This window comes from Bradyrhizobium sp., assembly GCF_017881085.1.
Lineage (GTDB): Bacteria > Pseudomonadota > Alphaproteobacteria > Rhizobiales > Xanthobacteraceae > Bradyrhizobium.
On the sequence record NZ_JADGRI010000421.1, the window covers coordinates 1 to 3,755 of the forward strand.

Below are 3,755 nucleotides of genomic sequence, written 5' to 3' on the forward strand. Positions count from 1 at the left end.
CCACTACCCCTGCACACGCGGCTATCGGGCGCATCGGGCGCCCGGCATTCCCTGCGCCCTCCGATTGAAGAGGGTAAGGATTTCCGACAAAACTCGCGCGATACAAGCGGCGAGATCGCGAAGCTGCGTCTGCAGATCACGGCACGTAGATAATCACGGCACGTCAATGAAGGCTTCCCGTCCCACCCTAGTTCAGCACCCGCTTGCTGTCGGGGCTGTCGAGCGAAAACGTCGGCACGTCGATCTCGAAGCGCTCGCCGCTCTCGCTGACCATTTGATAGCGTCCGGTCATGAAGCCCGAGGCGGTCTGAAGCGGCACGCCGCTGGTGTATTCGAAGCGCTCGCCCGGCGCGAGCACGGGCTGCTCGCCGATCACGCCTTCGCCGCGGACTTCCTGCTTGCGGCCCGAAGCATCGGTGATGATCCAGTGCCGCGTCCGCAACTGCACCGTCTCATCGCCGGTGTTGGTGATGACGATGGTGTAGGACCAGAAATATTCGCGTCTTTCGACCGACGAGCGCTCGGGGAGGAAGTTCGGCTCCACGGTGACTTCGATCTGGCGGGTAACGGCACGGTACATACGGGCGATTCTTTCCAAACCGGCGGGCATCATAGCGAACAATCGATCCGGAACCAATCGCCCGCCGGAGGGGCCGGCATCCCAGCTACGCAGATTGGCTATCGTCGTTTCAACATAGTTCCAACCTACAGCGCGGGCCGTGACTTGGGCCGAAAATCCCCTGGGTCCGTGTGCCCGCTTGCTTGCAACTCGCGGGCCGATACTATCTTTGCTGTGGTGCAAGAGCGTAAAACCGACCTGCCCAACCTCGGTGCCAGATGACGTCCATCGCCGATCGAATTGCCGTACCACCGCTTGCGGACGCAGCCGATCCGATCGCGCGCGACGCCGCGCCCGTGCGGGCCGCGGCTGCGCCGAAGATTTCGTTTCCGGTCGTCGGCGGCGAGCGCGAATTGCGGCTCGATCTGTTCCGCGGGCTGGCGCTGTGGCTGATCTTCATCGATCACCTGCCGCCCAATCTTCTGACCTGGTTCACGATCCGCAATTACGGCTTTTCCGACGCCACCGAAATCTTCATTTTCATCTCCGGCTATACCGCGGCGTTCGTTTACGGCCGCGCCATGCTGGAGTCCGGTTTCGTGGTCGCCACCGCGCGCATCCTGCGGCGGGTCTGGCAGATCTACGTCGCGCATGTGTTTCTGTTCACGATCTTCCTGGCGGAAATTTCCTACGTCGCGACCAGTTTCGAGAACCCGCTGTACACCGAAGAAATGGGGATCATGGATTTCCTCAAGCAGCCGGACGTCACCATCGTCCAGGCGCTGCTGTTGCGATTCCGCCCGGTCAACATGGACGTGCTGCCCCTCTATATCGTGCTGATGCTGTTTCTGCCGGTGATCCTCTGGCTGATGAAGTGGCGCGCCGACTTCACGCTGGCGCTGTCGGTTCTGCTCTATGCCGTGACCTGGGAATACGACCTGTATTTGTCGGCCTATCCGAACGGCTACTGGGCCTTCAATCCGCTGGCGTGGCAATTGCTGTTCGTGTTTGGCGCGTGGTGCGCGCTCGGCGGTGCGCGGCGAATGTCGAGCATTCTGTCGTCGCGGATCACGCTCTGGATCTCGTTCGCCTATCTGTTCGCGGCGTTCTGCGTCACGCTGACCTGGTATTTTCCGCAGTTGAGCTATCTGATGCCGCGCCGGATCGAGCAATGGATGTACCCGATCGACAAGACCGACCTGGACGTGCTGCGGTTCGCCCATTTCCTGGCGCTGGCGGCCGTCACCGTTCGCTTCCTGCCGAAGGACTGGCCGGGGCTGAAATCGCCCTGGCTGCGGCCGCTGATCCTGTGCGGGCAGCACTCCCTGGAGATTTTCTGCCTTGGCGTGTTCCTGGCGTTCGCGGGGCACTTCGTGCTGGCTGAGGTCTCCGGCGGTGCTGCAATGCACTTCGTTATCAGTATATCCGGAATCCTGATCATGTGGGCCGTCGCGTGGGTGATTTCGTGGTACAAGCGGGTTGCCGACAAGAGCGCATCGCGAACCAAAGGCGCCGCCGGCAACGCCGATCTGGCGGGAGGGGGCTGATGCGGTCCAACTCGGGGGCCATCCTGGGACTGATGATGCTGGCCGGTCTTTTGACCGCGGCGCCGGCGGGCGTGCGCGCGGAAGATGCTCCCCAAAGCTGCGAAGTCCCCGCTTACCTCCTCACCACCGAGAGCATGCTTCCAAAGGTCGCGGATGCCGTGAAAAACGGCCATCCGCTGGATATATTCGTGGTCGGCAGCCGGTCCTCCACCATCAACACGTCAGAGGCGAGTGCCTACCCGGCGCGGTTGCAGGCGGCGCTGAAGGAGAAGCTGCCTTTGATCGCGATCAACCTGTCCGTAGAAATACAGAGTAAGAAAACCGCGGAGGAGGTGGCCGCCAGCCTCGTTAAGCTGGTGGAAGAAAAGAAGCCTACTTTGGTCGTCTGGCAGACCGGCACCGTTGACGCTATGCGATCCATCGATCCCGATGATTTTCGCGCCGCGGTCGACGAAGGTGTTGCTGCACTGCAAAACGCGGGGGCCGACGTGGTCTTGATGAATATGCAATATAGTCCGCGCACCGAAACGATGATTTCAGTGCCGCCCTATCTGGATAACATGCGCGTGGTGGCGCAGCAGCACGACGTTCCGCTGTTCGACCGTTTCGCCATCATGCATCAGTGGAACGACGCGGGAGACTTCGACCTGTTCAGCGCCTTCCATGGCATCGAGCTTGCGAAGCGCGTCCACGATTGCCTCGGCCGGGCGTTGTCGAAATTCGTGATCGACGCCGCCCATCTGGGCCCGGCCCAGCAGAATTGAGGATCTAGCGTTAATGAGTGGTTTCAGCCCTTTTCGTCGAATGGCAGCGCTGGCCGGGGCCATGGCCGCGGTCGCCGCGGTTGTGTTGCTGACCCCGGCCTCGATATCGCTCGTGGGTGCGGAAGCCGCCCAGCCGATCCAGCAGGCCGCGGTATCCAGCGTCGCCAAATCCGATAACGCCAAGCCGGCCGCGTCACAGACGACCGGCACCGGCAGTCTTGCCGCCGTCGATCAGGCCGGTCCGTCGCAACCGAAGAGCCTCACCGCCAAGGCGATCGACACGGTGAAGGAGGTCGCGAAATCGGCCGGCGACATTTTCAGTCGCGTGCCTTGCCTGCCGCCGAAGGGTGGCGCCAAATCGATGGGATCGCTGCCGCGTGTGGCAGGCAAGCTGGCTTTGGGCCAGCCGGTGGTGATCATCGCCTTCGGTTCGTCGTCGACGCAGGGCTACGGTACGACGTCGCCCGAATTCACTTATCCCAACCGGCTCGCCAGGCAGCTGCGCCGGCATTATCCGAACGCCGACATCACCGTCCTCAATCGCGGCAAGGGCGGCGAAGACGCGCCGGAAATGATGAAGCGACTGCAGACCGAGGTGATCGACATGAAGCCGGATCTCGTGATCTGGCAGGTCGGCACCAATGCCGTGCTGCGCAATCTCGATCCCGCCGAGACCGCGTTGGAAGTCGAAGATGGCGTCGCGCGCATCCAGGCGGCCGGCGCCGATCTCGTGCTGGTCGATCCGCAATATTCTCCGAGGGTGACCGAGCGCGCCGAGAGTGCGAACAAGATGGTGAGGCTGCTCGGCAAGGTCGCCGAGCTGCGCCATGTCGGCATTTTCCCGCGCTTCGAGGTGATGCGCGAGTGGCACGAACAGCAGGCGCT

At 62.3% G+C, this 3,755-nt stretch carries 4 protein-coding genes; 3 read left to right on the forward strand and 1 reads right to left on the reverse strand.

Annotated elements, in window-relative coordinates; all coding sequences use genetic code 11:
* Positions 1–187: 187 nt before the first annotated feature.
* Positions 188–580, reverse strand: a complete 393-nt coding sequence (gene apaG / locus QZ213_RS25850; protein WP_291688900.1) for a Co2+/Mg2+ efflux protein ApaG — start codon at positions 578–580, stop codon at positions 188–190.
* A 257-nt stretch (positions 581–837) separates the two neighbouring features.
* On the opposite strand from apaG, the gene QZ213_RS25855 reads away from it, so the two are divergent.
* The 3 genes from QZ213_RS25855 to QZ213_RS25865 form a co-directional block, all read left to right on the forward strand.
* Positions 838–2,106: an OpgC domain-containing protein gene (locus QZ213_RS25855; RefSeq protein WP_291688901.1), complete on the forward strand. Its 1,269-nt coding sequence runs from the start codon at positions 838–840 to the stop codon at positions 2,104–2,106.
* A gap of 32 nt (positions 2,107–2,138) precedes the next feature.
* Complete coding sequence (locus QZ213_RS25860; RefSeq protein ID WP_291688903.1) at positions 2,139–2,870, forward strand: GDSL-type esterase/lipase family protein; 732 nt, start codon at positions 2,139–2,141, stop codon at positions 2,868–2,870.
* 13 nt (positions 2,871–2,883) lie between these two features.
* Positions 2,884–3,755: SGNH/GDSL hydrolase family protein (locus QZ213_RS25865; protein WP_291688902.1), on the forward strand; the 872-nt coding region annotated here is incomplete at its 3' end.

Excerpts from the sequence above, each read along its gene's own strand:
- apaG (WP_291688900.1), bottom strand. The coding sequence starts at position 580 with ATGTACCGTGCCGTTACCCGCCAGATCGAAGTCACCGTGGAGCCGAAC.
- QZ213_RS25855 (WP_291688901.1), top strand. The coding sequence starts at position 838 with ATGACGTCCATCGCCGATCGAATTGCCGTACCACCGCTTGCGGACGCA.
- QZ213_RS25860 (WP_291688903.1), top strand. The coding sequence starts at position 2,139 with ATGATGCTGGCCGGTCTTTTGACCGCGGCGCCGGCGGGCGTGCGCGCG.